Origin of the sequence: Vitreimonas sp. (assembly GCF_035627415.1) — a bacterium.
Taxonomy (GTDB): domain Bacteria; phylum Pseudomonadota; class Alphaproteobacteria; order Caulobacterales; family Aquidulcibacteraceae; genus Vitreimonas.
Window position 1 is genome coordinate 113,867 of sequence record NZ_DASPLU010000005.1, and the last position, 22,761, is coordinate 136,627.

The 22,761-nt window shown below is 66.6% G+C and carries 14 protein-coding genes; 5 read left to right on the forward strand and 9 right to left on the reverse strand.

All coding sequences use genetic code 11. The features are described 5' to 3' along the window. Nucleotides 1-381: 381 nt before the first annotated feature. Nucleotides 382-582 (reverse strand): hypothetical protein, encoded by a 201-nt coding sequence (locus tag VEA80_RS02475; RefSeq protein ID WP_325059102.1) that lies wholly within the window; start codon nt 580-582, stop codon nt 382-384. A gap of 154 nt (nt 583-736) precedes the next feature. Here VEA80_RS02475 and VEA80_RS02480 point away from each other — a divergent pair, with 154 nt between their 5' ends. Continuing rightward, complete coding sequence (locus VEA80_RS02480; RefSeq protein ID WP_325059103.1) at nt 737-5,611, forward strand: NAD-glutamate dehydrogenase; 4,875 nt, start codon at nt 737-739, stop codon at nt 5,609-5,611. Here the strand turns inward: VEA80_RS02480 and VEA80_RS02485 are convergent. Next, nucleotides 5,583-6,485 carry a dienelactone hydrolase family protein gene (locus VEA80_RS02485; RefSeq protein WP_325059104.1) on the reverse strand — a complete coding sequence of 301 codons (903 nt, stop codon included), beginning with the start codon at nt 6,483-6,485 and terminating at the stop codon, nt 5,583-5,585. The genes VEA80_RS02480 and VEA80_RS02485 overlap by 29 nt on opposite strands. Here VEA80_RS02485 and VEA80_RS02490 point away from each other — a divergent pair. After that, nucleotides 6,484-7,173: a glutathione peroxidase gene (locus tag VEA80_RS02490; RefSeq protein WP_325059105.1), complete on the forward strand. Its 690-nt coding sequence runs from the start codon at nt 6,484-6,486 to the stop codon at nt 7,171-7,173. The two genes, VEA80_RS02485 and VEA80_RS02490, sit on opposite strands and share 2 nt — an antisense overlap. Before the next feature lie 124 nt (nt 7,174-7,297). Here VEA80_RS02490 and purH read toward each other — a convergent pair whose 3' ends face one another. The 7 genes from purH to VEA80_RS02525 form a co-directional block, all read right to left on the reverse strand. Beyond that, complete coding sequence (gene purH, locus VEA80_RS02495; RefSeq protein ID WP_325059106.1) at nt 7,298-8,884, reverse strand: bifunctional phosphoribosylaminoimidazolecarboxamide formyltransferase/IMP cyclohydrolase; 1,587 nt, start codon at nt 8,882-8,884, stop codon at nt 7,298-7,300. A 1,968-nt stretch (nt 8,885-10,852) separates the two neighbouring features. Further along, on the reverse strand, nt 10,853-11,347 hold the full coding sequence (locus VEA80_RS02500; RefSeq protein WP_325059107.1) for a hypothetical protein: 495 nt from the start codon (nt 11,345-11,347) through the stop codon (nt 10,853-10,855). Between the two features lie 1,095 nt (nt 11,348-12,442). Then, nucleotides 12,443-14,119: a heparinase II/III family protein gene (locus tag VEA80_RS02505; protein WP_325059108.1), complete on the reverse strand. Its 1,677-nt coding sequence runs from the start codon at nt 14,117-14,119 to the stop codon at nt 12,443-12,445. A gap of 4 nt (nt 14,120-14,123) precedes the next feature. Beyond that, nucleotides 14,124-14,786: a ribulose-phosphate 3-epimerase gene (rpe, locus tag VEA80_RS02510; protein WP_325059109.1), complete on the reverse strand. Its 663-nt coding sequence runs from the start codon at nt 14,784-14,786 to the stop codon at nt 14,124-14,126. A gap of 56 nt (nt 14,787-14,842) precedes the next feature. Then, a complete protein-coding gene (locus tag VEA80_RS02515) occupies nt 14,843-16,099 on the reverse strand; it encodes an RsmB/NOP family class I SAM-dependent RNA methyltransferase (protein WP_325059110.1) in 1,257 nt (418 codons plus the stop codon). Beyond that, nucleotides 16,096-16,887, reverse strand: a complete 792-nt coding sequence (locus tag VEA80_RS02520) for a DUF3108 domain-containing protein (protein ID WP_325059111.1) — start codon at nt 16,885-16,887, stop codon at nt 16,096-16,098. Before VEA80_RS02520 ends, VEA80_RS02515 begins: the two co-directional genes overlap by 4 nt. A gap of 235 nt (nt 16,888-17,122) precedes the next feature. Continuing rightward, nucleotides 17,123-18,076: a hypothetical protein gene (locus tag VEA80_RS02525; RefSeq protein WP_325059112.1), complete on the reverse strand. Its 954-nt coding sequence runs from the start codon at nt 18,074-18,076 to the stop codon at nt 17,123-17,125. 223 nt (nt 18,077-18,299) lie between these two features. Here VEA80_RS02525 and murI point away from each other — a divergent pair, with 223 nt between their 5' ends. From murI to VEA80_RS02540, 3 genes are all read left to right on the forward strand, one after another. After that, entirely contained in the window at nt 18,300-19,130 is an 831-nt protein-coding gene (gene murI, locus VEA80_RS02530) for a glutamate racemase (protein ID WP_325059113.1), read from the forward strand. Between the two features lie 122 nt (nt 19,131-19,252). Further along, nucleotides 19,253-20,911, forward strand: a complete 1,659-nt coding sequence (locus VEA80_RS02535; protein WP_325059114.1) for a DUF262 domain-containing HNH endonuclease family protein — start codon at nt 19,253-19,255, stop codon at nt 20,909-20,911. 68 nt (nt 20,912-20,979) lie between these two features. Next, nucleotides 20,980-22,656 (forward strand): DUF4332 domain-containing protein, encoded by a 1,677-nt coding sequence (locus VEA80_RS02540; RefSeq protein ID WP_325059115.1) that lies wholly within the window; start codon nt 20,980-20,982, stop codon nt 22,654-22,656. The last annotated feature ends 105 nt before the right edge of the window (nt 22,657-22,761 follow it).

Below are 22,761 nucleotides of genomic sequence, written 5' to 3' on the forward strand. Positions count from 1 at the left end.
GACAAAGGGCGCTGAACGGCGCGCCCGCGAAAAACCGCTTACGGCGTTGCGTTTTTGTTAGCTGCGGTATCGCGATGCATGTTGCGAATCGACAAGGAACATGTATCGCTAATGTGACGAACGTCGCCGGGGCTCGTGACGGTTCGAACCAGACTACCGGACGGATGTGCACCGGCGGCGATCGAGCGTCATTCGACGTGTCGATCCGCACTCGTGGGCTCTGAGGGGGGCTTATTCGCGCGGACCGGGGCGTCTTCATCAGACCAGGCCTCCGCGTGCGTCCCCCACCCAGCCTGCTGCGAGGCCTGCAGGCGCCGCCGAGCAGCTTGTCCCCGCTCGGCGGCGCCGACAATTTCTGATCCCTGCTGTTCCTGACGCGCTTCAGCTCGCGCGTTGCCGGAATTGGTCGAGCGAGATGATGTTGGCGCCCGATTGCGGCGCCGGCGTCAGCTCGCTGCGCAGCGCTTCGGCCGCTTCGATCAACTGCCTCAGCGCTTCGGCGTGTTCGGGCGTGTCGGCGCCGTCGCGGAGCTGATCTCTGGCCCAGTGGGAGACGACGGCGAGGTGGTCTCGGACGAACATGTTCCGCTAACGCCGGCCGCTGGGCGCCGTTCCCTCGAGCTTGCCATCCGCTGCTGCAATACGCCGCCCCGTTCCTGGGCGGTAGAACCGCCGACCGCCAGTTGAACCTTCCGCCGGGGAGGCTAGGGTCGCGCCAAATTTTCAGGGAACGCTCATGGACGCCGCCGCGCAGGCCGCTCTCTCCGAGACGGCCGAAGAGTTCGTCGCAACCGCAGCCAAGGGGCCGTGGCCTGCCTTCAAGTCCGGCGGAACGGTGGACGCGGCCGCAGAGGCGTTCTTGCGGGGTCTCTATGAAGACGCCTCCGCCGACGAACTGGGCGATCTCTCGCTGGCGGACCTCGCCGCACTGGCGCACGATTTCTGGCTCTGGCGCGCCGAGCGCGCCTCGGACGAGCGGCTGACGCGCATCCGCCGCGGCGTCGGCGCCGGCGGGCGCCAGCTCGACCGCGACATCCTCGAGATCGTCGGCCCGGACATGCCGTTCCTGGTCGACTCGGTGATGGGCGAACTGGCCGAACAGGGCGTTGCTGCGCTGGCGATGTTTCACCCGGTCGCGCCGGCCTCGAAGGGCGATGGCCGCGACTCGCTGATCCAGATCCATCTGCCGCGGCTTTCGGCGCAGCGCGCCAAGGCGCTGCACGAGGGCGTGCGCGCCACGCTCACGGACGTCGGCCTCGCGGTGAAGGATTTCCACGCCATGCGCACGCGCATGCTGGATTGCGCGACCGAGCTCGAGCAGGCCAAGACCAATGCGCCGGAAGCGGAAGTGGCCGAAGCGGTCGCGCTGCTGCGCTGGCTGGCGGCCGACAAGTTCACCTTTCTCGGCTCGCGCGACTATCGCTACCAGCGCGATCCCGACGGCGGCTACAAGGCCGATGAGCCGGAAATCCTGTCGCGCACTTGTCTCGGCGTGCTCCGCGACGTCGAGCGCTACGTGCTGCGCACCTCCGCTGAACCTATGGTGCTGACGCCGGAATTGCGGCGCCTCGTCTCCGAACCGGCGCCGCTGGTCGTCTCCAAGTCGACGTTGCGCGCGCGCGTGCACCGGCGCGCCACCGCCGACTATGTCGGCGTCAAGCGCTATAACGAGCAAGGCGAGGCGATCGGCGAAGTGCGCTTCGTCGGCCTCTTCACCAGCGAGAGCTTCACCGAGCCGACGCGCAACATTCCCGTGCTGCGCCGCAAGGCCGAATGGGTGATGGAACGGGCGGGCTTCACGCCCGGCGGCCACAACGCCAAGACGCTGCGCAAGATCATCGAATATTATCCGCGCGAAGAGCTGTGGCAGATGTCGCGCGAGGAATTGCTGACGATCTCGCGCGGCATTCTCCACTTGCTCGATCGGCCGCGGGCACGCGTGTTTACGCGCCGTGACCGCTTCAACCGCTTCGTCACCGCGCTCGCCTACGTGCCGAAGGACCGCTACGATTCCGGCGTGCGCGAACGTGTGGGCGAACTCATCGCCCGCGCCTATGGCGGCACGGTCGAAAGCTTCCAGCCGCAGCTCGGCGAAGGCCAGCTGGCGCGCGTCTTGTTCGTGATCGGCGACATCGAAAAGACGCGGCCCGATCCCGATCCGCGTGCGCTCGATGCGGAGATCGCTCAGCTCACCAACACCTGGGAAGACGCGTTCTCGGCGGCTCTGCTGAGGTCCGACCTGTTCGACGCGCCCGGTCGCGAGAATGCGGCCAACCGTTTCCAGGATGCTTTCACCGCGGCCTACCGCGAGCGTTATCCGGTCGAGGAGGCGATGATCGACGCCGCCGAAATACTCGGCGCCGAGGATCACGAGATCATCCGCGCCCGCGCCTATCGGCTGGCGACGGACGCGCCAAACATCATGCGCTGCAAGTTCTATGCGCGCGGCGATGTTCTGGCGCTCTCGGCCACCGTGCCGATTCTGGAGAACATGGGTCTGTTCGTGGATTCGGAGGTGAACTACGAACTGCACCTCAAGGCCGGTCCGCTGCATCCGGCGCAACGCATCTTCATCCATGACATCGAGACCCGCTCGGCCGACGGCAAGCCGATCGATCTCGAGCGCGCCGGCAAGATGTTCGAGCAGGCGTTCGCGGCGATCTGGACCGGCCGGGCCGAAAGCGACGGCTTCAACCGGCTGATCCTGACGCTCCCGTGCTCGTGGCGCGAAGCGGCTTTGGTGCGGGCGCTCGCGCGCTTCCGTCAGCAGACCGGACTCGACCCCTCGCAAGCGATCCAGGAACAGGCCCTCGCCAGCAACCCGAAGATCGCGGCGCTCATCCTCGCCTTTTTCAAGGCGCGCTTCGATCCCAACCTGCCGGAGACGATGGACACGCGCGAGGTCCGCTCCAGCAAGCTCGAATTCATGATCGAGGCGGCGTTGAACGAGGTCGTCAGCCTCGACGATGACCGCGCGCTCCGGCGCATCGCGCATCTGGTGAAGGCGATCCGGCGCACGAACTACTATCAGCCGGGGCCGGACGGACAGCCGAAGGCGTACATGTCGTTCAAAATCGACTCGCACGCCGTGGCCGAGCTGCCGGCGCCGAAGCCTTATCGCGAGATCTGGGTGGCGAGCCCGCAAGTCGAAGGCGTGCATCTGCGCTTCGGCCCGGTCGCGCGCGGCGGCCTGCGCTGGAGCGACCGGCGCGACGACTTCCGCGTCGAGGTGTTGGACCTCGTCAAAGCCCAGCAGGTGAAGAACGCCATCATCGTGCCGGTGGGCGCCAAGGGCGGCTTCTTCCCGAAGCGCCTGCCGCCGCGCGGCGCGCCGGGCTATCAGGAAGCCGGCGTCGAAGCCTACAAGACGTTCCTGCGCGGCATGCTCGACATCACCGACAACATCGTCGGCGATGCGATCCTTGCCCCGAAGAACGTGGTGCGCTGGGACGGCGACGACGCTTATCTGGTCGTCGCCGCCGACAAGGGCACGGCGACGTTCTCCGATATCGCCAATGGCATCAGCGCCGAATACGGCCATTGGCTCGGCGATGCGTTCGCCTCGGGCGGCTCGGTCGGTTACGACCACAAGGCCATGGGCATCACCGCCAAGGGCGCGTGGGAGGCGGTGAAGCGCCACTTCCGCGAGATCGGCAAGAACATCCAGGAAGAGGAGTTCACCGTCATCGGCGTCGGCGACATGTCGGGCGACGTGTTCGGCAACGGCATGCTTCTGTCGCGCAAGATTCGCCTGCTCGCCGCGTTCGATCACCGCGACGTTTTCATCGATCCCAATCCGAAGGACGTCGAGAAGTCCTGGGTCGAGCGCAAGCGCCTGTTCGATACGCCGCGTTCGAGCTGGCAGGATTATGACAAGAAGCTGATCTCCAAGGGCGGCGGCGTCTTCTCGCGCAGCCTGAAGTCGATCGACGTGACGCCGGAAATCGCTGCGCTCACGGGTCTCGACAAGGCGCAGGTCACGCCGGCCGAACTCATGTCGGCGCTGCTGAGGAGCCCGTGCGAACTGCTCTGGTTCGGCGGCATCGGCGCCTACATCAAGGGGCGCAGCGAGAGCCACGCCGATGTCGGCGACAAGACCAACGATGTCCTGCGCGTCGACGCCGAGGACGTGCGCGCGCAAGTGATCGGCGAAGGCGCCAATCTCGGCGTCACGCAAAAGGGCCGCATCGCCTTCGCCCGCCAGGGTGGGCGCATCAACACTGACGCCATCGACAATTCTGCCGGCGTCGACACCTCCGACCACGAGGTCAATATCAAGATCCTGCTGGCGGACGTGGTCCGCACCGGCGGCCTGAAGGCGGAGGCGCGCGACAAGCTGCTCGAGTCGATGACCGACGAAGTCGCCCAGCTGGTGCTCGCCGACAATTACGACCAGACCGGCGCCATCTCGCTGGCGCAGGCCTCGGCCCCCGCCGACCTCGACAGCCACGAGCGCCTGATTCACCGGCTCGAAGTCGCCGGCAAGCTGGCCCGGCGCGTCGAGGGGCTGCCGCTGGTCAGCGAGTTCGCACTGCTGCGCGGGCAGGGCCTCGGGCTCACGCGCCCCGAGCTCGCCAAGCTGGTCGCCTATGCGAAGATCGACCTGTTCGACAAGCTGATGGCCACGAAGGCGCCGGATGATCCTGCCTTCGCGGAGCCGCTGAAGAGCTACTTCCCGCAAGCGCTCTGGAGGTACGAGCCGCAGATGCAGACGCATCGGCTGCGGCGCGAGATCATCGCTACGCAGCTGGCCGACGATCTCGTCAATCGCTGCGGGCCGTCGTTCGTCGACCGCGTCAACGAAGTGTCTCGCGCGGATGCGGTGACGATTGCGCTTGCGTTCGAAGCCGCGCGGCGGATCTACGATCTTGAAACCATGGTCGACCGCATCAACGCGCTCGACAACAAGGCGCCCGCGGCGGCGCAGGTTGCGCTGCATCAGCGGCTGGCCAAGGCGCTGCGGCGTCTCACCACCTATCTCGCCCGCAACGCCGGCTTCGACACGGAGACGCCGCCGTCCGTGCTCGATGTCGCCGCGCGCTATCGCGACGCGGTGGCGGAGCAGCGCACCTCGATCTGGGACGAGATGAGCGAACTCGAGCGCGCGCGCGTGCTCACCGATCATACGGTGCTGACCGAGTTCGGCGCGCCGGAGGAGCTGGCGCGGGACGCGGCGCTGCTTGCGCCGCTGACGGTGGCGCTTGATGTGGCGGACCTGGCGCGGCGGTCGGGGTGGCCCCTCCATCCGGCGGCGCGGCTGCATTGCCTGGTCGGCGCCGAGTTCGGGCTCGATGCGCTGCGGGACGCGGCGGGGTCGCTGACGCTCGAGCAGCACTGGGACCGGCTGGTGGTGCGGCGGGCGGCGGAGGAGTTCGCCGCGATCCAGCTGAAGCTGGCCGAAGCGGCGGCGGCGGCGATCGGGGCGCCGCCGAAGAATGCGGACGCCGCCTGGACCGCCGAGGCGGCCAAGGGCTGGATCGGCTCGCTCGGCGCTCCGGCGCAGCGGGCGCGCAGCGCGTTCACGGAGCTCGACGGCCAAGGCCAGTGGACGTTCGCCAAGCTGATGCTGATCTCGGCCGAACTCAACGCGCTGGCGGCGTCGGTGCGCTGAGCGCGGCGATCATGTCGCGCAGCATCTGCACCTCGCGTTGGGTGGCGGCGGGGTTGTAGCGCACGCGCGGGTCTTCGGCGTGTTCGTCCTCGAACGCGTGCGTCGCGCCTTCGAACAATACGATCTCGATCGGGGCGCCGCGGGCGCGCTGGCGTTCGAGCGCCGCGCGGGTAGGGCCGACGATGTAGTCGTGCTGGGCGATGATGGCGAGGCTCGCCGGCGTCAGCCGCCAGTCGCGCCGGCCGCAGAAGCTGCCGATATTGGCGTAAGGATAGACCAGCATCGTGCGCTGCAGGCCCAGCAGCGGCTCCTCACTCAAATCCGCGAGCCCGGTGGCGCGGCGCATCTCCGGGCCGGAGCGGAGCGCCAGCGCGTCCATGATGGTCCAGGAGCCGTGACTCCAGCCGACGGCGGCGACGCGCTCGGCGTCGGCCCAGCTCTGGCGCCGCGCCCAGGCGAGGGCGGCGTAGAGATCGCCGGCGCGTTCGCGGCCTCGCAGGCGCGCGCCGGTGCAGACGGTGGCGAAGGCGGCGATGCGGCTGATCCGCCGCGGCGCGTAGGAATCGACGACGATCGCCGTCGCGCCCGCCGCCGCGGCCTGCGCCGCCATGGCTTCGATGAAGGGCCGCGGGCCGCCGCAGCCGTGCATCATGATGACGACCGGCGTGCGGCCGGGCGTCTGCGGGCGCACCACGGTGAAATGCGGCTCCAGCCGGCCGATGCGTTGTTCCAGGGTTTCGGCTGAAGCGTGCGCCGGCATCAGAAATCCAAACAAGACGAGCGCCGCCGCCAAGATGGGGAGGCCGAGGACGCGCGCGCAAGACTGGCGGGCAGGCCGCCATTGCGCCAGATTAGCCGCGGAGGTGAGGCTCATGGACACGATCGGCCGCATTCTACTCGCCGGCGCAGCTTTCGCACTCGCCGGCTGCAACCAGGCGCCTGCGCCGCCGCCGCCCGATATCGCGGCGGAGCGCTCCGCCGCCGTGGCCGCCGCCGTCGAAGCGCAGCGCGCCGCGTTCGCGGCGGCGCCTGATCCGGCGCAGGCCGACACGAGCACGGCCTACCAGTTCGCGTTCGACGGCCTCTTCACCGACCGCGTGCCGATGACGGCGTTCGCGGGCGACGTGGTGATGGTCGTCAACACGGCCTCGCGCTGCGGGTTCACGCCGCAATATGAGGGGCTGCAGCAGATCTACACCGAATATCGCGACCGCGGGTTCGAGATCGTCGGCGTGCCGGCGAACAATTTCATGAGTCAGGAGCCGGGCTCCGAGCAAGAGATCCAGCAATTCTGCACGCTGAATTACGGCGTGACCTTCCCGATGGCGGCGAAAACCGATGTGGTCGGCGATGAGCGCCATCCTTTCTACGCCTGGGCCGAAACGCAGCTCGGTGAAGCCGCGGTGCCGCAATGGAATTTCCATAAGCTGCTGATCGGCCGCGATGGGCGCTTGATTGCGGCGTTCCCGACGCGGACCGAGCCGACGAGCGAAGAAGTGCGGCGCGCGATCGATGCCGCGCTCGCTGCGCCGGCGCGGGCGACGCCAACGGCGCTCAACTAAATCGTCATTCCGGGGCTCGCGCAGCGAGAGCCCGGAATCCAGGGGCAAACATAGAGCTGGTCGCCCCTGGATTCCGGGCTCAATGCTGCGCATTGCCCCGGAATGACGAAGGTGGCGCATCTCGCTAGTGCCGGAAGTGCCGCATCCCCGTGAACACCATGGCGATGCCCGCCTCGTCGGCGGCGGCGATGACTTCGTCGTCGCGGATCGAGCCGCCGGGCTGGATGACGGAGGTCGCGCCGGCCTCCACGGCTTGGAGCAAACCATCAGGGAACGGGAAGAAGGCGTCGGAGGCGCAGGCTGAGCCGTCGGCGAGGGAGCCGGTTTTCTTGGCCATTTCCGCCGCTTCTTTCGCGCGGATGGTGGCGATGCGGGCTGAATCGCGGCGGTTCATTTGACCGGCGCCGATGCCGGCGGTTTGGCCGTCGCGGGCATAGACGATCGCGTTCGATTTGACGTGCTTGCAGACGGTGAACGCGAACAAGAGGTCGCGCAGCTGCGCGTCGGTCGGCGCTTTCTTGGTGACGATCTTGAGCTCGTCCTTGGTCACGCGGCCAATGTCGCGGTCCTGCACCAGGAAGCCGCCGGCGAGCGTCTTGTAGGTGAGGGCGCGCTGGTTTGGCGCCGGCAACCCGCCGGTGACGAGCAGGCGCAGGTTCTTCTTCTTCGCGAACACGGCGATCGCGTCCTCATCCGCGGCCGGCGCGATCACGACTTCGGTGAAGATCTCGATCATGCGCTCGGCCGCGGCCTTATCGAGCTTGCGATTGACCGCAATGATGCCGCCGAAGGCGGACACCGGATCGCATTCGAGTGCGCGGGCGTAGGCTTCGGAGAGATCGGCGCCGAGCGCCACGCCGCACGGATTGGCGTGCTTGATGATGGCGACGGCGGCGCTTTGCGTCGGATCGAACTCGGCGACCAGTTCGAACGCGGCGTCGGTGTCGTTCAAATTGTTGTAGCTCAGCTCCTTGCCCTGGAGCTGCTTGGCCGTGGCGACGCCGTAGCGCTGTTCGCCATTGGTGTAGAAGGCCGCGCCCTGGTGGCTGTTCTCGCCGTAGCGCAAGGTCTGCTTCAGCTTGCCGCCGAAGGCGCGCCAGGTCGGCGCGGTTTCCTTGAGCTGCTCAGCGTACCAAGACGAGATCGCCGCATCGTAGGCGCCGGTGCGCGAAAACGCTTTCGCCGCGAGCTTTTTGCGCAGCGCCAGCGTGGTGCCGCCGTGCTGCTTCGCTTCTGCGAGGATCGCTTCCATGTCTTCGGCATCGGTGGCGACGGCGATGAAGCCGTAATTCTTCGCCGCGGCGCGGATCATGGCCGGGCCGCCAATGTCGATGTTCTCGATGCAGGTGTCGAAATCGGCGCCGCGCGCGACCGTCGCTTCGAACGGGTAGAGGTTCACGTAGAGCACGTCGAAGCTTTGGATGCCGTGCGCCTGCATCGCCTTTGTGTGTTCGGCGTTGTCGCGCAGTGCGAGCAGGCCGCCGTGCACTTTCGGGTGCAGCGTCTTCACGCGGCCGTCCATCATTTCCGGAAAGCCAGTGACGGCGGAAACGTCCTCAACTTTGAGGCCGGCATCGCCGATCGCCTTGTGCGTGCCGCCGGTGGAGACGAGCGCCGCGCCAAGATCGGAGAGCGCTTTGGCGTGTTCGAGGAGCCCGGTTTTGTCGGAAACGGAGATCAGGGCGCGCTTGATGGGGAGGATGTCGGTCATGGCGTCTGATGGCTCCGAGTCGGCAATGGGTCAATGCGACATCCGTCATCCTGGGGCGCACGAAGGGCGAGCCCAGGATCCAGGGGATCGTAGAGCTGCGCGTTTGCCCCTGGATCCTGGGTTCTCGCTGACGCGAGCCCCAGGATGACGGAATAGTGCGCCGGGCGCGGCTGGGCGCCTGACGCTTCGAGCATCGAAGCGCCGCCCAATCGGGAGCAGGGGCGCGTGGGATGCGCCTGGGTAGTCCGTAGTGCGGTGTTCGATCGCTCGAACGCCGCCGCGCATCGCACGCGCCCCTAAGCGAATCGTTTTCGATCGGGCCGTCGCGGGGAGCTGTTTCACTCTCCTGGATCGGTCCCCCGACCGCGTGCGGACTTTGCCTGAAAGCCCGGTCTCCTCCCGCGGTTAGCGCCTTACGCTGCTCTCCCGCGGGCTTCAGCGCGGGCGATGGCTTGCCCGTGCATCACGCTCGATCGCGCCCCTCGCGCTCGCTTGGCTCGGCTAGCCGTGTGAGCCTCCCGTGCGAGGGATGAGCGCATTATCGCTCAGCTTTGGAGGTGTAGGATAGATTTGCGCGATTTTTTTCGCGGGCGTTGATTTTGTTGGGAAAGGCGCGGTGCGGGTGGGGGATAGATGGCGGCAGCGACGCTCAATTGCGTCGCAGCAAGCACTGCTTCATCTCGGTCCCGGATCGCGCTCCACGCGTCCGGGATGGCGTGTTGCGTTGCTGGTCTAGAGCAGACATTCGATCACAAGTCATCGTGACTTGAATTGTCCTCGCAGGGAGCGAGAAATCACATGATTGGGGCGGACCCGTATCATGCGATTGTTGGCCTCGTTGCTCCTAGCTGCTCTCACTGCATGCGCGACTGCTAATAGCCAGCCGGACGATAGGTTCACCGTGGAGGTGCGCGACCGGCCTGAACGAGAACTGTTTGAGGTATCACTCACGTCGCACAGTTCAGAGCGGTTATGCTTGTCTCCCGAGTTCTGGCCCAACTCGCATGGCTCGATGCCTGCCGCACCGCAGACAGCGACGGTGGCAATCGGCGCGGATCGCTTCCCGATTGACGGTGACTACAACGCCGGATTTTGTCCTGGAGATGAATGTGCGGTGCGAGTGCCGCCCGGTTCAACGATAACCGGAATAATTCTCTATCAACGATTTGGGATTCCGCGCCACCTCGTCCAATCACCGAAGTTGTTGGAATTTCATCCCAGCCCCTACGCCTGCTGAGTGGCCGGAGCGTAGGAGTGCTCACTTGAATGCTGGAGGCGTGTGGGCCGATGACAATACGATTATGGCTGGTCGCGCTCGTGGCGCCCCTGACTCTGGTCGCCGAAGCATCCGCCGGCGAACCTGCGAGCTGCGATTTGGCGCACTTCAGCGGCGCCCGAGAGTTGCACGAAACACTGAGCCGCCGCGCAATAGAAATTATCGAGCGCGCCACCACAAGCGAGTGGCGACTCGATGCAAGGCTAGCAGAGCTTGTCAGCCCATCCGCGTCTTTCAGCCTTGGCGCGGGCGATGTGGGGCGTCCCGCGGGCGCGGGCCCATCTGGCGCGCACGCGCTGGCCCTGCTCATGAACGCCGACGCATTCCGCTTCTACGGGTGGGACTACATGGACCTTCCTGCGGACTCCTGCGCCGTCCAACGAGTCGAGGTTGAGTTCGTTGACACTCGCGGTCAAAAAAGCTCTCGAATAGAGTTCACCTTCCAAGCGGGTCGGCTCATCGGTGGCGCTGGCTGGCAACGATCAATCGAGACCGGTCCGCTCGCGCTACCAGAAGCTCAACGCTAAGGTCCGCTCTGGGTATCCGTATTCGGCGAGAAGCGGACTCTAAGCCAAGTTCGCCCCGGATTTCGAGCGCAGTGCAGCGGCCCCTGGGTCCCGGATCGCGCTTCGCGCGTCCGGGATGACGGTGGTGTTGATGTGGCGATGTCTGTTGCGGACGGAAAGCAGGCCCTACGTCTGGAGTAGCGACGGCGCGGCCAACAAACGTTTGATGCGGGGGTAGATCACCCAAATGCCGATGGGCAAATAAGCCTCCAGGATGAATGTCCCGAGCGTCTTATGAAACTCTGCGGATTTGGTTCGATCCTCAAACCGAGTGAGCGCGTTCGCCGCCGCCCAAATGGAAGCGAAATAGGAGAGATTGCCCACCAGCATTGAAATGGGGAGTGCGGCCTCGATCATCGGATAGGCGGGATCGGTTTGCGCGGTAGCCATTTGTATCAAGAATAGGATGAGGAAGGCGCACAGGCCGACAACGGCTAGCAAGAACAAGAAGCCACGCCGGCCACTATGCCCAACGCTTTGAGCGCTTCGATCTGACGCGGCGCGGTAGAGGCTGTAGTGCCAGAACATCACTGGGCCGAGTATCGCCAGCATCGCGAAAGAAAAGATCAGAGCCGACGTAGCGCTGCCGATGGCGATGCTGCCTCCGACAAACAGCACCAAGAACAAGATCGTCACGACTACGGGGTGAAGCGAGAGCACGCGGTCAGTAAGGCGCATATCCGTAAGCCAGCTGGCCGCCGTTGCGGTGGTCTCCGTTCACTTTAGCGGGAATGCCCGCTGCCGGCGAGCAGCGTTTGATCGAACGCGCCGTCCTGCTCCTCTCCCCTTGTGGGAGAGGGGTCGCGAGCGCTGCTGTTTCCGTTGCACCGATGCGGGTGAGGGTGTGAGCGCGAGTGTCGATTCGTTTGCGCCAGCACCCCTCATCCGTCTCGGCGCTCGCGCGCCGAGCCACCTTCTCCCACAAGGGGAGAAGGACGCAGAGACCAATTCGTCCGCGCCGGCGCCCCATCATTCCGGCCCGGATCGCGCTTCGCGCGTCCGGGATGACGGTGGTTTTGGGTGTGGTGATGTGCCGTTGGCCGAAGCGGACATTGACGGGGAACGCTCGCGAGGCGACGTTTCGTGCATGGCGTTCCGTTGGTCCCTGCTTTTTGTCTTGCTCGCCGTCGCGGGATGCAGTGAGCAGGCCCGATTTCGCGCTTCGGCCTCGCACGTCGACGCACAAGGCGTCTCATTGGCAATTGAGCCTTGTGAACCAAGTCGTCGTGGGTGCGACTTTGAGTTCGAGCTGACCAACGACTCCGGTCGTTGTGTCGCTTTCCTCGGCATTCGCCTTCCACCGGAATCGTACATGTTCTTCGAGTCTACGCTGCCGGCCAGAATACAAGCGCAGCCGAGCGAACGTGCTCGGCACACGTGGGTCGTGCTTCAGCCTGGCGCGAGCTTTGGCGACAGTGTCGACGTCCAGTCTCTAACTGGCCTTAATGACTTGAGCGAACTATCGACGACCGTTTCGACCGAATTCACACCTTGCACTAGCTTCGTTGAGACTAGGAGCGGCGTTGAGCAAGAAGTGGTCGATGGCGCAGTGTTGGAGTCAGAGACCATCACCTTCTCTCGAATTTCCTGAGGTCCACGCAAAGCGGACTCATTCTGCTAAACAACGCTCGGCTCGGACTGCGCCAGCACCCCTCATCCGTCTCGGCGCTCGCGCGCCGAGCCACCTTCTCCCACAAGGGGAGAAGGACGCTGAGATCAATTCGCCCGCGCAAGCGCCCAGCGGATGCGGTTGGGCGGGCTGAGGCCGTGGCCGAGCGGATCGGCGCCGCCGCTTAAAGTGATCTGGTGCGTGTCGCGGGGGAAGTGGCCGCCCCAATAGGTGGAGGGCTCGATGTTGATGAGGGGCGCGTCGGTGCGCAGGCGCCAGGCTTGGCCGCCAGGGGTTTCCAGCAGCGCCATCTGGTGTTCGACCAAAGTTGCGCGCACGCTCGGGTGCAGGTGGAAGCGGATCATGTAGGGCACTTCGCCTTTCGGCGTCGGGCCTTTGTGTTTTTGCGGGCGGATCAGTTCGTCGATGCCGCGGAGGTTGCGGCCGTCATTGTCGATGAAGAGATAGCGGCGGTGGAAGAGGCCGAACGCGGCGCGGTAGCCGTCGTGGCGGCCTTGCACGGTGATGCCGCTTTCATCGGAGGAGCGGCGGACTTCGTCGAGCGTGGGGCCGACGAGGCGCGGGCTGCCTTTGCCGCGGCGGTCTTCGAGCGTCGCGGAGAGTGCGTCGCCGAGCGCGAGCGTCGAGTGCGCATTGGTGGCGCGCGCGGCCTGGCGCGCATCGGGCGCGAGCTCGCGGCCGGCGCCGATATTGACGATGAGGCGTTCGCGTTCGCTCGACATCTCGAACGCCAGCGCGCTCGCATGGGCGCGTTCGGCGTAGGAGAGCGGCGGGGCGCCGCCGACGTCGAACAGCACGCGCAAGGCGCCGCCTTCGAGGCGGTGAAAGGCGGTGTGATTGCCGAACTGGAAGGCGCGAATGTCGCCGTGGCAGCGCGCGAGCGCGGCGTCGATCGAGGCGGCGGAGCTTTCCGAGCCGCCGTGAAAGCAGGCGAGCCCGCCATCGCCGAGGCGCAGCATGCGCAGCATGTTGGCGAGCTTGGGCAGCGTCTCGCGCAGCAGGTGCGGCGGCTCTTCGAGCGCTTCCTGCGCCGTCGTCATGTCGAAGATCGCTTTCGCCAGCGCTTCCGGCGAGCGCGACATGTGTCCGCCGTCGGGGAAGAATTGCTTGGCGCAGGCTTCGATCAGCATTTCCTCGCCCTGTTCGGTGAGACGGGCGGGATCGGCGAGACCGGCGGCGGCGGCGAGGATCAAAGCGGCGCCGGCCTTGATCGAGCCGAGATGGCGTTCGCCGAGCTCGCTGTGCGCGAGCATCAGCAGCCGCGCTTGCCGCGCCATCGAGCGCAGCAGCGCGAGGCGCTGCTCCGGCGCGCCGCGCTCGAAGGCAGGGCGGCCCCAGCAGAGCAGGGCGTAGACGCGCTCGGCGGTGAGTTCGGGATCCCAGGCGATCTCGTCCCACTCGCCGAACGCGGTGACCCATTCGTCGACGAGCTGGGCGATGCGCTCGTCGGCGACGGGGCCGAGCGCGGCGAGATCGATCAGCCAACTGAACGAATGAAGCCGCGCGGTGAAGTGGCGCGAGGGATGAGCGAGCGTCCAGGGCGACGCGAACTCGCCGCGAATATGTTCGGCGCCGATGCGCCAGCGGCCCTGCAGGATGTCGCGGCCGCGTTCGAGATTGCCGACGCGCGGATCGGCGCCCCAATGCTGAATGCGGTCGGGCGCGGCGGCGTCGCCGAGGCGCATGCGGTGAAACGGATTGGCGCGCCAGTGTTCGCTGGCGGCGATGGGCCGGGGCGGCCGCGGGGAGGCCGGGCCGTTCACGGCGCTAGGCTGCGCTCCGCAGCCGCTTGATGTTGTCGGCGTAGGCGGAGGGATCGCCGCCATAGACGGCGGTGCCGGCAACGAGCGCGGTGGCGCCGGCGGCGATGACGCGCGGGGCGGTCTTGGCGTTCACGCCGCCGTCGACTTCGAGGATGATGTCGCGGCCGCTTTGATCGATCTTGCTGCGGATTTTCTCGATCTTCGGCAGCGCGGTTTCGATGAAGCTCTGGCCGCCGAAGCCGGGGTTCACGCTCATCACCAGAACGAGGTCGATGAGATCGAGCACCGGATCGATCGCTTCGGCCGGCGTGCCGGGATTGAGCGAGACGCCCGCCTTGGCGCCGCTCGCCTTGATCGCCTGCAGCGTGCGGTGGACGTGCGGGCCGGCTTCGGGATGGACGGTGATGATGTCAGCGCCGGCGTCGCGGAAGGCCTGGATGTAAGGGTCGACCGGCGCGATCATCAGGTGCACGTCGAACGGCAGCTTCGAATGCGGGCGGATCGATTTCACCACGCTGGGGCCGATCGAAATGTTCGGCACGAAATGGCCGTCCATCACATCGACATGGATCATGTCGGCGCCGGCCGCCTCCGCCGCGCGCACTTCCTCGCCGAGCTTGGAAAAGTCGGCGGCGAGAATGGAGGGTGCGATCAGCGTGTGCGCCATGGGATTTGGTTAGCGGCGCAGCGACGCCTGCGCAAGGCAACGGGTTCCCGTACCGGTCAGGCGCGCACTAGCCGCGCGGCGTAGAAGCCGTCGAGGCCGCCGATGTTGGGCCAGTGGGCGGGGTGGGTGCGCATGTCGCCGTCGGCGGTGATGAACTCGCTTGGGATTTCGTCGGTGAGCGGTTGGCGGCGCCAGCCATTGCGCAGCGCTTCGGCGACGACGCCGGGGCCTTCCTCCGGTTCGAGCGAGCAGACGGCGTAGACGAGCGGCGCGTCGGGTTTGAGCAGCGGCGCGGCGGCGGCGATCAGTTTGTTCTGTAGCTCGGCGAGGGTGCGGATGTCGGTCGGGCGGCGGAGCCAGGCGACGTCGGGATGGCGGCGCAGCGTGCCGGTCGAGGTGCAGGGCGCGTCGAGCAGGATGGCGTCGAACGGTTCGGCGCGGAAGTCGAGCGCGTCGGCGGCGATGACGGTGGCGCTGAGTTTGGTGCGGGCGAGGTTTTCGTGGAGGCGCGAGAGGCGCTGTTCGGATTTGTCGACGGCGGTGACATGGGCGCCGGCGGCGGCCAGCTGCAGCGTCTTGCCGCCGGGCGCGGCGCAGAGGTCGAGCACGCGTTTGCCGGCGACGTCGCCGAGCAGGCGGGCGGGAAGCGCGGCGGCGGCGTCCTGCACCCACCAGGCGCCGTCGTCGAAGCCGGGGAGGGATTCGATCGGCGGGGGCGAGGTGAGGCGGATGCTGCCTGTCGGCGTTAGAACACCGCCGAGTTTTTCGGCCCACTCTTCAGCATCGCTTTTGACGCTGATGTCGAGCGGCGGTTCTTGCAGCAGGGCTTGGGCGATGTGGGGGGCGGCGTCGCCGTACGTGGCGCGCCAGCGTGTGTAGAGCCAGGGCGGCAGGTCGGCGCCGGGCGGGAGTTGTTGCAGGAGCTGCGGCCCGTTGGCGGCGACCTTACGCAGAACGGCGTTCATGAGTTTGGCGAAGCCGCGGGTTTCGCGGAGCGAATTGGCGGCTTCGACGGTTTCGCCGACCGCGGCGTGCGGCGGGGTGCCGAGCACGAGCAGCTGGGTCGCGCCGATGTGGAGCAGCGCGCGCGCGTGCGGCGCGGTCTCGGGCAGCGGCCGGTCGAGGAAGCGAGAGAGCACGGCGTTGACGCCGCCAAGGCGCCGAAGACCCGCGGTGGCGAGGGCGCGGGCGAAGGCGCGGTCGCGGCCTTCGAGCGCGTTGAAGCTGTGGACCACAGCGAGCGCGTCCTCGAGCGCGCGGCCGCGATCCATCACCGTCATCAACAATTCGGCGGCGGCGACGCGGGCGTTCAAGGCGTCGACGTCAGTTGCACGTCGACGCGGGCGCGGCGGAAGCTGTCGAGACGGATGGTGGCGCCGCCGGCGCTCATCGGCGTGGCGATGCGCACGACAGGCGCGAACGAGGTGTCCGGCATGAGCGCAAACCAGACTTCGCCGTGCGGAATGCGGCGCCGGCCGGCGTCGCGACGCTCGAAGCCGGCGACGGCGATGTAGGCGAGCGAGCATTTCAGCACTTCGCCCTCGTAGCCCGCATCGTCGAAATCGTCGATCTCGCCGCCCGCGAGCTCGAGCAGATAGTGGAAGCGGCCGTCGAAAGTCGGGTAGGCGCCGGAGCAGCGGCGGGTCTGGCCGACATCGATCGACATCGCCACCATGCTCGAAAGCGGGTCGCGCGAGCGGCTGCGCTGTTCCTCGCTCGTCGCCGGATCGCCCCAGAGCCGGTAATTCGGTTCGATCGTGCGGATGAAGACACCGTTCTCACCGACGCTCATGCTGATGACGCGGCGCTTGCGGCTGTAGTGGTGATCGAGGTCGTAGCTGCGCCAGCGAACGACGCCGTTGTCGATCGCCCCGGTCGAGCGCGCGGTGAGGTTGGTGCGTTCGAACAGGTTGAGCAGCCCGCGCGACTGCAGCGTGGCGGTGATGTCGTAGCGCTCTTCGGTGACCTCGGCGTCGACAGTGACGCCGCCGAGCGGCACGAAGCCGAGGCCTACGCCGTCATAGGTAAGCGAGAAGCGGTCCGCCGCGGCGGGGCCGGCGCTCACGAGGAGGGCGGCAAGGGCGAGAAGGACGGCGCGCATCGGGCGCGGAGTTTAGTGGGGGAGGATCGTGAGTCCATCCGCTGGCTGTTGCTGGCGGCGGTGCGGGCGTCGCGCTTCGACAGGCTCAGCGTGACGCTGTCAGGCGCCGGCGCTTGGAGCCAGCTTCAGGCATCTCAGACGGCGTCGGCCTGAGCTTGTCGAAGGCGGGAAGGTTGCGCGCAGCAAAAAAGGGGAGCCGTTGGGCTCCCCTTTGAACGTTAGACATGCGCAGCCCTTACAGCGGGCGGACGTTGATTTCGCTGTTGGCGAGCGGAAGCTCGACCAGCATGCCGACGCGGGCGGCGGTGGTTTCGCTGAAGCCGGCGGCGCGGGCTTCGGCGACTTGCGTTTGCGCCGCGAGCGGCGTGTCGGCGCCGGTGAGCATCATCATGCCGGTGTTGAGCGCTTGCGCGTTGGCGGCGGCCTCGGCGGCGGAGAACTCGCCGGTGACTTGCGCCACGCGCTGCGTTTCGGCGCCTTGCAGCACGATGTCGGCGTCGCGCGCCGCGGAAGCGGTGGCGACGCGGCCGTCGCCGCCGACGACGATCGAGCGGCCGCGATAGTCGAAGCGATAGCCGACGCGGCCTTGGAACGCGTCCTCTTGTGTCGTGAAGGCGGAGACGATGAGGCCGTCGGCTTCGAACACGATGACGGAGCGGCCCGGCTCAGGCGAGGGGCCCCAGGCTTGTAAGCCGCGCGAGGCGCCGTCGAAGCCGCCGGCTTGGTTGAGGCCATCGACCAGGCGCTGTGTTTCGGCGGGGCCGTAGACCGGCAGCAGCGCATCGGCGCGGCCGTGGGTCGTGGCGCCGTAGACGGCGCTCAAATCGGCGACCTGCGGCAGATCGGCGTCCGTCAGCAGCACTGCGGCGAGGCGCTCCATCGGGATGTTGCGGCGCGTGAGCGAAGAGGCGGCGCCGGAGCCGGCGTCGACGATGAACATGCGGCCGGCGGCGACGACGGCGAGGCACGGCTTTTGTTCGGTGCTTTCGGGATCGCCGCAGACGATGGCCCGCAGCGCGGTCGAATCGAACAGATTGGCGCTGGCGGCGGTTTGCTGCTCTTCATACGCAGCATAAGCGCGGGCGATGGCCTCTTGGCCCTCAGGCGTCTGCGAGCCGACGATCCAGCCGCCCCAGAACAGCCCCGACAGCGTCACGAAAATCGCGGACGATTTGCCGATCGCATTCATGATTCCGACCCCGCTTTGTTAACGCGCGCCGCGGCGCGTTGACGTAAACCCCACCAAGTCTCACTAACCCACGCCATGATTCCGGCAAACTCGGTTAAGGACTGGTTTCCACAGGTGCGTGTTGGACTGCTTCGCAGCGATTGCAAACGTCCAAAAGCAAACGCAAATCAGCAATTTGGTTAATAACTGAGCGCAATGGTCGGTTGCCCAAATGGTTAACGCGATGAAGCGGGTGCTGGTGTTCGACAGCGGCGTCGGCGGCTTGTCGGTGTTCGACGCGGTCGCGGCGTCCGGTCATGCGCTTGAGCTCGACTACGCTGCGGACAATGCTTGGCTGCCATACGGGCTGAAATCGGACGCGGAATTGCGCGCACGCGTGCCGGCCTTATTGCAGCGGCTTGTGGATCAATGGGCGCCCGACGCGGTGGTGGTGGCCTGCAACACGGCCTCGACCATTGCGCTCGATGCGGTGCGCGAACGACTCGCAATTCCAGTCGTCGGCGTCGTGCCGCCGATCAAGCCGGCGGCGGCGCTGACACGGACCGGCGTCATCGGGCTGCTGGCTACGCCGGCGACGGTGCGGCGCGCCTATACGAGCGATCTCATCGCCCAGTTCGCGGCCGACAAACGCGTGGTGCGGTTCGGTTCGGCGGCGTTGGTGGAGGCGGCGGAGCGAAAGCTCCGCGGCGAGCCGTTCGATCCGGCGGCGCTCGCGGAGGCGATGGAAGGTCTGTTCGGCGCGCCGGGAGGCGCCGAGATCGACGTCATCGCGCTGGCGTGCACGCATTTTCCGCTGTTGGCGCCGGAACTGGCGCAAGCGGCGCCGCGGCCGGTGGTGTGGCTGGACTCGGGCGAAGCGATCGCGCGGCGCGTCGCCAATGTATTGATTGCGGCGCCGGGGAACGCCCGCATTGGGCGCGCCGGCTTCACCGACGCACGCGGCGCACGCGAGCTGTACCTTGCGTTTCGCACGCGCGGGTTCGCGAGTTTCGCGGAGATCGGCGCCGCGCCGGGGTTCGAGGCGGCGGCGATCGTGGGCGGCGTAACCCCTTAGGCGTGTCGTTTCGGAAACGCAGCTCACCTGGGCGCCGAGAAAGCGCGCGCGCCGCATTGCGCGGACGGTTCGCGCCAGTAACGATCCGGCGCACATTACAAAGAACAGCGGGAGCGCAGGGCATGGCAGGAGCATTTGGCAACACGCCGCTTGGGCTTTCGTCGCAGATCCTGAATCTGGGCGGGGTGCTGACGCGCAAGCCGGATCTGAAAGTGCCGCGTTATCAGCGCCCATACACCTGGACCGACAGCGAAGTGCGCGAGCTGATCCAGGATTTGCGCGCCGCGCACGACCGCAAGGCGCCGTTCTATTTCATCGGCCAGATCGTGCTGGTGAAGAACAAGGGCAAGTTCGAGATTTCGGACGGCCAGCAGCGGCTGGCGACGCTCACGATGCTGTTCGCCTATGCGCGCGACCGCATGCCGGCGCGGGCGAAACCGTACCAGACGCTGATCCTCGACGGCGACGCGCCGCGGCTGTTGCTGCGCGACGAGGACGCCAATTATTTCCGCGGCATGGTGCAGGAGCCGGGGCAGATGAAGGCGCTGGCGCGGGCGCAGGAGACGGGCAACGAGTCGAAGGATCTGTTCGCGCTGGCGGCGCACACGATCGAAACCGAGATGGCGAAGATCGAGGACGATCGCGAACTCGACGGGTTCATGTCTTACGTCGCGCGCTGCTGCACATTGAACGTCGTCGACGCGGACGAGCGCGGCTGCGCGCAAACGGTGTTTCACACGCTGAACAAACGCGGCTCGCCGCTCTCCAGCGCCGACATCATCAAGAGCGATCTGATCGAGAACTCGAAGCTCTCGAGCGCCGAAGCGGAGGCGGCGGCGCGCAAGTGGGAGGAGATGGAGGCGCTGTTCGAACGCGAGGATTTCGCCAAGCTCCTCTACATGATGCCATTCCTGCTGACCGGCGAGGCGATCCGCTCGCCGGGCGATCTGGCCTCGTTCCGCACGGCGATCGACAATGCCGGCGGCGTCTACAATTTCCTGTTCGAGCAATTGCCGCGTTATGCGTTGGCGCTGCGTTCGATTTTCGCCGGGTCGATCAATGTCGGCCCGGCCAGCGTCGAAGTGAACCGGCGCGTGGCGCTGATGAAGCAGGTCGAGAAATGGGATTGGGCGCCGGCGGCGATCGCGTTCCTGGCCGAGCATTCGCACGAGCCGGAGCGGGCGCGCAAATTCTTCCAGGCGCTGGATCGTTTCACCTTTGCCTGCGAACTCGCGGTGATCGACAATCGCGTGCGCGAGAAGCGCTACGCCCTTGCGGTGAAGAAGTGCGGCGACGACAGGGCGCTCTACACTGAAGGCGGGCTGCTGCTCAGCGAGGCGGAGAACGACAAGTTCATCTTCAACCTGAACCGCTCGCGCCCGCGCGATCGGCAACGGCGCCTCTTGATGATGCGGCTCGAGGCGGCGATGCCGGGCGGTCACCTGCTGACGATGACGGACGACGTTACGGTGGAGCACGTGCTGCCGAAGAGCGGCGGCGGCTGGTGGAACGAACATTTCCCGGACAAGAAGCTGCGCGAGGAGCTCACGAACCTGCTCGGCAATCTGGTGCTGATCACCTACGAACAGAACAAGGACGCCGACACCAAGCCGTATCCGAAGAAGCGCGAGATCTTCTTCGAGCGTCCGAACGCCCCGGTGCATGCCGTCACAGAAGATATCCACCAAATCCCGGACTGGACCTTCCAGGCGATCGAGATGCGCCACGAGCGGCTGGTGCGGATTCTCTGTGAAGACTGGGGTCTGATCCGCGGCGGTTAACCTCTCGCTAACCAGTCCGGCCCGAACTTTTAACTTCGCATTCATGCCTGGGGCGAGGTTCGGGCCAAATGTCTTTGTTGTATGCGGTCGTGTTCGCGAGCCGCTGCCGTTCCAATCACCACCGCCTGGCGGTGGACGCGCTGCGGCATCTCCGCGGCCCCGACGCCGAAAAATGGCGCACGCTGCTGCTGCATCATCATGGCGAGTATCTCGCCGGCGCTAAGGCGCCGGACGAGGTGTTCAAGGACTTCAAGAACCACGTCCTGCACGTGCGTGAGGGCGATTGGGGCGGCGCGGTGGAAGCCTGCGAGGAATGGTATCGCCGCACGGTGCGGGCGCTGGCGGAAAAGGATTGGAAGCAGGCGGCGTGGTCGGCGGGCGTGCTCTCGCACTATTATGTCGACCCGATCCAGCCGTTCCACACGCATCAGACGGAGGAAGAGGGCGTCATCCACCGCGCGGTCGAGTGGAGCTTCTCGAAGTCGTACAAGACGTTCCAGCGCATTCTCGAGAACGATCTCGGCGGCTATCCCGATATCGACGCGCCGAGCGGCGACAAGTGGCTGGCGAAAATGGTGCGCGATGGCGCGAAGGCGGCCAACCCACACTATGAGCTGATCATCGATCACTATGATCTCGCCGCCGGGGTGAAGAAGCCGGAGTCGGGGCTCGATCAGGAGCTGAAGGACACGATCGCGAAGCTGGTCGGGCACGCCGCCGTCGGCTTCGCGCGCATTCTCGACCGCGCGTTCGAGGAGGCGGCGGTGAAGCCGCCGAGCGTCCTCGGCGGGCTCGACGCGTTCTTCGTCGCGCTGGGTGCGCCGATCCAGAGCGTGCTGAAGCTGATGGATGACGCCGCGGCGCGGCGGGAAGTCGAGGCGCAGTACGAGGAATTCCGCCGCACCGGGAAGGTGCGCTCCACTTTGGGCGAAGACGACAAGGTCGTGCGCGCGCTGCATGCGGCCGAGGTGCTGAAGACGCCGCTCTCCTCGCTCGACGCCAAATGGCCGCGCGAGCTCGGCTCGAAGATCGGCCAGGGTGCGCCGGCGCGCGGCAAGACCAAAGCTGCGCCGAAGCCGAAGCCCGCGCCGGCCCTCGAAGAAAAGCAGCCGGCGCCGGTGAAGGCGGAGAAGTCGAAGCCGGTGAAAGTGATCGAACTCGATCCGCCGAAAGCGGAAGCGCCCGCAAACGACGTGGCGCCGGCGAAGGCGGAAAGGGCGGCCAAATCCGAAAAAGCAAAAGAGCCGGCGCTGCCGCGCGAACTGCCGGTCGGCGCGCCGCTGGCCAAGCGCGAGAAGTCACTGCCGAAACCTACGCTGACCGAGCGCGCGCCCGTGGTGCAGGCGCCGTCGATCGGGCCGAAGACGGCGAAGCGTCTGGAAGCCGTCGGGGTGAAGACGATCGCCGATCTGTTGGCGATGGATGCGGACGACGGCGAGACGAAGATCGATACGCGCCACATCTCGGCGCAAGTGATCCGCGACTGGCAGGCGCAGGCGCTGCTGGCCTGCACCGTGCCCGGCCTCAAGTCGCGCGAGGCGCAGGCGCTGGTGGCGTGCGGCGTGACAACGCCGGAAGAGCTGATCGAGATGGATGCGACCGACCTGTGCGACGGCGTCGCGCGCTGGGGCTTGTCGGACGAAGGCCAGCGCGCCTGGGGCGCCTCGCCCGCGCCGTCGGAGGATGACGTTGCGACTTGGATCGCACGCGCGCGGCGCGCGTTGGAAGAGGCGAAGGCGGCTTGATCAGAAGCCAGTAAACAGAAGGCAGAAAATCAGAAAACAGAAGTCAGAAGTCGAGACGAACGACCATTCTGACTTCCGACTTCCGACTTCCGACTTCTGACTTCT

Excerpts from the sequence above, each read along its gene's own strand:
- VEA80_RS02475 (WP_325059102.1), bottom strand. The coding sequence starts at position 582 with ATGTTCGTCCGAGACCACCTCGCCGTCGTCTCCCACTGGGCCAGAGAT.
- VEA80_RS02480 (WP_325059103.1), top strand. The coding sequence starts at position 737 with ATGGACGCCGCCGCGCAGGCCGCTCTCTCCGAGACGGCCGAAGAGTTC.
- VEA80_RS02490 (WP_325059105.1), top strand. The coding sequence starts at position 6,484 with ATGGACACGATCGGCCGCATTCTACTCGCCGGCGCAGCTTTCGCACTC.
- VEA80_RS02485 (WP_325059104.1), bottom strand. The coding sequence starts at position 6,485 with ATGAGCCTCACCTCCGCGGCTAATCTGGCGCAATGGCGGCCTGCCCGC.
- purH (WP_325059106.1), bottom strand. The coding sequence starts at position 8,884 with ATGACCGACATCCTCCCCATCAAGCGCGCCCTGATCTCCGTTTCCGAC.
- rpe (WP_325059109.1), bottom strand. The coding sequence starts at position 14,786 with ATGGCGCACACGCTGATCGCACCCTCCATTCTCGCCGCCGACTTTTCC.
- VEA80_RS02520 (WP_325059111.1), bottom strand. The coding sequence starts at position 16,887 with ATGCGCGCCGTCCTTCTCGCCCTTGCCGCCCTCCTCGTGAGCGCCGGC.
- VEA80_RS02525 (WP_325059112.1), bottom strand. The coding sequence starts at position 18,076 with ATGAATGCGATCGGCAAATCGTCCGCGATTTTCGTGACGCTGTCGGGG.
- murI (WP_325059113.1), top strand. The coding sequence starts at position 18,300 with ATGAAGCGGGTGCTGGTGTTCGACAGCGGCGTCGGCGGCTTGTCGGTG.
- VEA80_RS02535 (WP_325059114.1), top strand. The coding sequence starts at position 19,253 with ATGGCAGGAGCATTTGGCAACACGCCGCTTGGGCTTTCGTCGCAGATC.
- VEA80_RS02540 (WP_325059115.1), top strand. The coding sequence starts at position 20,980 with ATGTCTTTGTTGTATGCGGTCGTGTTCGCGAGCCGCTGCCGTTCCAAT.